Origin of the sequence: Methanomethylovorans sp., from assembly GCF_041305605.1 — an archaeon.
GTDB lineage: Archaea > Halobacteriota > Methanosarcinia > Methanosarcinales > Methanosarcinaceae > Methanomethylovorans.
The window spans coordinates 1-5,551 of sequence record NZ_JBFYLB010000037.1; the positions used below are offsets into that span (position 1 = coordinate 1).

6 protein-coding genes are annotated in these 5,551 nt (G+C 42.6%); 2 read left to right on the top strand and 4 right to left on the bottom strand.

From position 1 onward, the window contains the following. A partial coding sequence (locus ACCM36_RS02510) for a disaggregatase related repeat-containing protein (RefSeq protein WP_370572145.1) occupies positions 1–2,320 on the bottom strand: 2,320 nt, incomplete at its 3' end. Positions 2,321–2,521: 201 nt separating this feature from the next. Beyond that, entirely contained in the window at positions 2,522–3,073 is a 552-nt protein-coding gene (locus ACCM36_RS02515; protein WP_370572146.1) for a TMEM165/GDT1 family protein, read from the bottom strand. A gap of 151 nt (positions 3,074–3,224) precedes the next feature. Between ACCM36_RS02515 and hisG the strand changes: the two genes are divergently transcribed. Together hisG and ACCM36_RS02525 are read left to right on the top strand one after the other, a co-directional pair. Further along, positions 3,225–4,097, top strand: coding sequence for an ATP phosphoribosyltransferase (gene hisG / locus ACCM36_RS02520; RefSeq protein ID WP_370572147.1), 873 nt, complete (start codon positions 3,225–3,227; stop codon positions 4,095–4,097). Positions 4,098–4,497: 400 nt separating this feature from the next. Continuing rightward, on the top strand, positions 4,498–4,623 hold the full coding sequence (locus ACCM36_RS02525; RefSeq protein WP_370572148.1) for a hypothetical protein: 126 nt from the start codon (positions 4,498–4,500) through the stop codon (positions 4,621–4,623). Positions 4,624–4,814: 191 nt separating this feature from the next. Here the strand turns inward: ACCM36_RS02525 and ACCM36_RS02530 are convergent, their stop codons facing one another. Both ACCM36_RS02530 and ACCM36_RS02535 read right to left on the bottom strand, forming a co-directional pair. After that, the gene (locus ACCM36_RS02530; protein ID WP_370572149.1) at positions 4,815–5,108 is read right to left on the bottom strand and encodes an ArsR/SmtB family transcription factor; all 294 of its coding nucleotides are present in this window, start codon (positions 5,106–5,108) and stop codon (positions 4,815–4,817) included. 56 nt (positions 5,109–5,164) lie between these two features. Beyond that, entirely contained in the window at positions 5,165–5,386 is a 222-nt protein-coding gene (locus tag ACCM36_RS02535; protein WP_370572150.1) for a hypothetical protein, read from the bottom strand. Positions 5,387–5,551: the final 165 nt, after the last annotated feature.

A 5,551-nucleotide genomic window follows, 5' to 3' on the forward strand; every position in this document is an offset into this window, starting at 1 on the left:
TGCCGTTAAATGTAACAACTGAGCCTGTCGTAACGACCTGGTCAGGACCAGCTTCGGCAACCGGTGGATTATCCACAGGAACCGAAGTTGTAGTTATGGTCAACTTCGGTCTCTGGTCAGCATTCGGCCAATCCGAACTGTAGAAGGCAATGTAATTATTGCCCTCTGTCTTTGCCTTGAGGAAGAAACCGGTGTTAGTAGTACCGGTTACATATTCCTGCACAAGCTGTGTAACATCGAATTCATAGTACTTGTTATCAGGCACAGTACCAGCCGGGAAGGTTACTGAAGCATACGGTGTACTACCCTGCTTAACACCGTTCTTATCGAACCAGTATCCGCCTGCAGTAGTCCATGGAGTTCCAGACTTACGATTATTCCAGGTAACATATTGTGGATCCCACTGCTCTGGTCTGTAAACTTCCACTACGGTATCAGAAGTACGTGGAGTTGTAGCATAATACCAATACAGTGAAAGGGTTGCTTTGGATATCGTATTTGTTGGGTTGTACCTGCTGAGGTCAAACCATATCACGTCTCTGTAACTACTTGTACTAAGCTTTCCAATGTCTACATAGTTGGTACTGGAAAGGACAGTGTTCGGTGAAGACTGACGCAGTCTGTTGTCATAATCCGGCGTATAAGAAATAGTGTTACCGGTCGCTGTTACCGTGATCCATATGGTTTCATCATCGGTCTGTCCATTAGCTGTAGCAATGAATTTTACACTGTATTTTCCTGGAACAACAGGAGTCCATGTGAACTTTCCCGTAGTTGCATTCAGTTTTGCTCCTGAGGGCAAACTGATGGCTGAGTATGTGACTTTATCCCCGTCGGGATCAGTTGCTGATATGGTAAAGTTGAGCAATGAATTCACATTCACTGTTTTATTCCCTATTGCAGCAAGTACGGGAGGTCTGTCCACATTCGTAAACGCCTTTATGCACAGGTTAGCATTTGGAAACGTCGATGTAATGTCTTCCCATTCCTGACCATTTATCGCAATGTAGCTCTCCCCGGCGTTTGAAGTTGCAGCACTGCTATAACCAGACAAGGGTGATTCCGTTGCCAGGATAAAAACATACTCTGGCGTAGTTAATTTGACCACCACTGAGAATTTCTGTCCTTTAGTAAGATCAACATCATTATTAAGAGCTACAGTGTGGTAGCCCGGATAGTTGAAGGAACCCGACACGGTGCTTTTCAGGTTCCCAATGGGACCGGAAACTGGCTCTGTGTAAATGAGAACTTCATAGCTGGTCTGTAAGTCAGTGGTATAGAATGATACGGCATTCAATATCTCGTTGGATTCCGCCGTGAAAACATTTGCTCCCCATGCTGTCGTACTATTACTGTAACCTACGGTCGTAGTTAAGCCAAGGGGGTCGTACTGATAAATATTTTCGTAATTATTTACCTGTTCAGCTGTGAAAACGGTATTAACATTCCTTTTTGCAAAGCTGGAATCATAATATGACACATAGAAATAACCATCTTCTCCCCATGATTCACCCCAGCTGTTCTTTACTATGAAGGCTCCATTGCCGGGGGCAGCGGGAGAGAATTTGTTGCGGTTAAAATTATCATCCCACCCAACCACAGTAACACCATGTCCGGTAGATGAAAAAACTGTAGAATAATAAGAATAATTATAAGAGTTATAGGAGGAGGCGGACCAGCCCATGGAAACGTAAACTGCACCATATTGCTGGAGAGCCCATTTGATCGCATCATTGTCAAGGGCAGATTTCCTAAGGGGAAGAAAAATGACCTCCTGTACATGTTTGACAGGAGCTAATGAAGGTGAAGAAGAGATTAATGGATCATAGAGGTCATTGGATTCTAAAACCGGACCGGCCCACCTGGCAAGATAGGCAGTTGCCATCTGCGCACTTCCGCCGGAACATGGACCAACATCGAAACCATGCAGATTTTTCATGTTCTGTTCCGAAAGGTCCAGGTTCTGACCAGGTAGAAGGATCGATTCAAGAGATCCATAAGATGCAAAAGCCCAGCATGAACCACAAGAACCCTGATCTTTTATGGAAGTGACCTTGCCTTGATCCCTTAGGTCGAAGTATGGAGCATAGGAATCAATCATCTCTTTTTTATTTAGGTTTCCCAGATACGAAAAGTCAATAGTGTCAGGGATTTGCCCTGTGTATTCTCCGTTGCCTACAGACATGTCTATGTCTTGATTTTTCTGGTATTCCAAAAAGGAAGGGTTTATGTTTTCCTGTTCCAGAGTTGCCGGGCCGGCAAAAACAATACCAATAGTTGAAACTACACAAATAAGAACCAACATTACAATAAATTTCACACCTACTCCCCCCGAATTTTCAGATAGCAAAACTATCCGTTATTGATAATATAACCCAGTATAATATGTATTTAATTGAAATCGAAAGTTAACCACAAGACTTCTAAAATTTTAGGAAGGATTGAAAAAGAATGACACCTTATACACTTATACTACTGTCTCTCATAGAAATCAATCGAAACATTTGATAGGCTCCTTAACTCAGAAAAAGAAAGAGATACCTATCAGAACGAAAAGAATGCCTGCAGCTGTGGAGATCGTATGTTTGTTTACCCTTTCCATGAGCTTTTTACCAACATAGATAGCCGTTGTGGAGAGTAACAGCAACGCAAGGATCACACCGATAAATACCATCACAGGATCATACTGGGTGGCAAACAGGGCTGCAGCTAACTGTGTTTTATCCCCCATCTCAGAGACAAGTATCAGAGAAAAACCCGATATAAAAGGACTTTTCAACTCAATGGACCCTTCATCTTCGTCCTTGTTCCTGTTATACAGCATCAAAACACCAAATATCACAAAAAGAATACCTGCAAATATTCTCACATACTCCAGGGGCACAGCGGAAGCGATAAAATCTCCAAGGATAATAGCTATCCCGTCGGTTAGCACAAAAGCAAGCATAACCCCTGCAAGCAGGGAACTGTATTGCTTTGTCTTTGTGGAAAGTACAAGGACAGCGAGCTGTGTTTTATCCCCGAGTTCCGCAAGGCCCACGAGCAGGAAAGGTATGAGAATATCCTGGATCATGCTTTCTTCTTGGAAAAAGGTGTATATAAATCAATTGTGTACCATAAGTGCAGCTGGATGGGACTCGATCTAATCGAATATGCTTTATACTGTAGGTAATAATTGCATCCCATATTACACTAAATACCAAACATACGGAAAGGTTGGCACATTGATCGAAATAGCTATTCCCAAAGGCAGTCTGGAAGAACAGACGCTTCTGCTCTTTAAGCAGGCGGACCTTGAAATAAAGAAGACCGACAGGCAATACAATCCTACTGTCAATGACCCCAGGATAAAAAAGATCAAGATCCTGCGCCCACAGGAGATCCCGCGCTATGTCCATGACGGATACTTTGACCTGGGCATCTCGGGGCTTGACTGGGTAACGGAATCGAATTCCGATGTAGTGGAGGTTGCAGACCTGCCCTACAGCAAACAGGGTTCAGGCAACGTAAAAATAGTCATAGCCGTGCTCCAGGAAAGTGATATCCATAGTGCAAAGGATATTAAACCGGGCAGCAGGGTATCTACCGAATATCCGAAAATGACAAAGAAATTCTTTGACGACCTTAACATTCCCGTGGAGATCCACTTTTCCTACGGTGCCACGGAAGCAAAGGTCCCTGACCTCATGGACGTAGTGGTCGACCTCACAGAAACAGGTTCCACACTACGCAGGAATGGGCTTAAGATCGTTGACCAGATAATGGAATCTTCCACAAAGCTCATAGCCAACAGGAAAAGCTGGCAAGACCCTCTGAAAAGACGGGAGATAGAGGAAATAAGGACATTGCTGCTCTCTGTTATCGAAGCACGGGGCAAGGTACTCCTTGATATGAACGTACCGGCTGATAAGCTGGATGCCATCATAGATTTTCTCCCTTCCATGAAGAGGCCTACCGTGTCACAGCTATACAAATCCGATTACTATGCAGTCGAAACCGTTGTCAGTAAGAATGAGGTAAACCTGCTCATTCCAAGGCTCAAGGCACTTGGTGCTGAAGATATCCTCGAGATGGATATTTCAAAGATAGTGCGTTAGAAGATCGAGTCTTTCTTTCGGCTTATAAAATTTCGGATATTGCAGGTATCTACCTGCACACCCTTCTTTTTTCTCCCGAAATTAGCGTATACCAAAAACATACATCTTTGACACATCCATAGGTTTTTGGTTTCATCACGATCACTAAGGCCATAGGACCTACTCTCTTAAAAAAACTCTACAACACAGCAAGCATACATCATCATTATGACAATAAGCATATTCAATTGTATAGAAATATTTATATATGCAGATTGAGAGGTATCTACTAGATCAATAGCAAGGTGGCGAACCCACTGTGGAATCACGGGGATCCTCAAAATCCCGATCATTGCTCTGCCAATGATCATAACGTGTGTTCACTGCCTAAAAATAAAGAAACAATAGGAGAAAAACGATTATGGAATTTGTAGCTGTAACCTGTCAGAAGTGTGGTCGTAAGATGTATGTCCTGCGCAAGTGCGTACGTGATTCGATGTATTGTACTATCCAGTGCCTGGAATCTGGCACCTCATCAAATATCTGAGTGTTCGTTCTGAACACTCACACCTCATCTTTCTAATGACTTCTTTTACTCGACAAGCTGGTAAGCAACTGTCCTTTTCTTATGTACCTTGACTTTACTTTAAGATCCAAAACCTCGAAGGTCCGGATCGAAAGATATCAATAGAAAAGGCGTCTCACATTGAGGCATCATTTTAATTAAAAGATAACAAGTCAACTGAATATGTTTTTCAGGTCAGCTGTACATAGTTTCACGTCAAATTCTTTCAAACGGAAGAACTTCTTTGCCCGCATGTCATTCTCTTCAAGTCGCAGGTCACTTTCCACAAAACCTGCTTTTTCAAGGCGTTTGAGATGAAGGTCTACCACCTGTCTTGAAAGGTTCAGATCTTTGGCAAGCTCATAGATGTATCTTTCCCTTTCAGAAAGCATGTACAATAATTGTATTCTCACCGGGTGGGCAAGAGCTTCACCGATTTGCACTATTTGTTCAAGTGATTGAGTCATCTGCGGACCATCTCTAAGCCAGCCTTCATTTCAGCAGTATATGCATATCGTTTAAATTAGATATCATTGAGCTTATTCCTTATCTCTTCCACTGCTTTCTTGATATCTTCAACATCCTTTTCCACTTTCACAAGCCTCTCATTGTTGCCTGAGCCTACAAAGTTAGACCTGTTAAGCAGCATGACCACAACTCCAACTATCAGAAGTATGATCAATAGTTCGACAAAGACACCAACCAGGCCGCCATACATAGTCCCATACATACCAGATCCCATCATGCCTACCACGATATTCACCTCACAAATGTATCTAACAAATGTATCTATAAACAAGTTACTTTTTTTAATAATTTAACAGATGGCTTTCTTCGGATTTAAAGAACAATTCATATTGCTCAAAAAATGAGGATGGGATTCAGTATCTCCCCATTCCTATCATGCCAT

Coding starts and splice junctions, on each gene's coding strand:
- ACCM36_RS02515 (WP_370572146.1), bottom strand. CDS start 3,073: ATGATCCAGGATATTCTCATACCTTTCCTGCTCGTGGGCCTTGCGGAA.
- ACCM36_RS02525 (WP_370572148.1), top strand. CDS start 4,498: ATGGAATTTGTAGCTGTAACCTGTCAGAAGTGTGGTCGTAAGATGTAT.
- ACCM36_RS02530 (WP_370572149.1), bottom strand. CDS start 5,108: ATGACTCAATCACTTGAACAAATAGTGCAAATCGGTGAAGCTCTTGCC.
- ACCM36_RS02535 (WP_370572150.1), bottom strand. CDS start 5,386: ATGATGGGATCTGGTATGTATGGGACTATGTATGGCGGCCTGGTTGGT.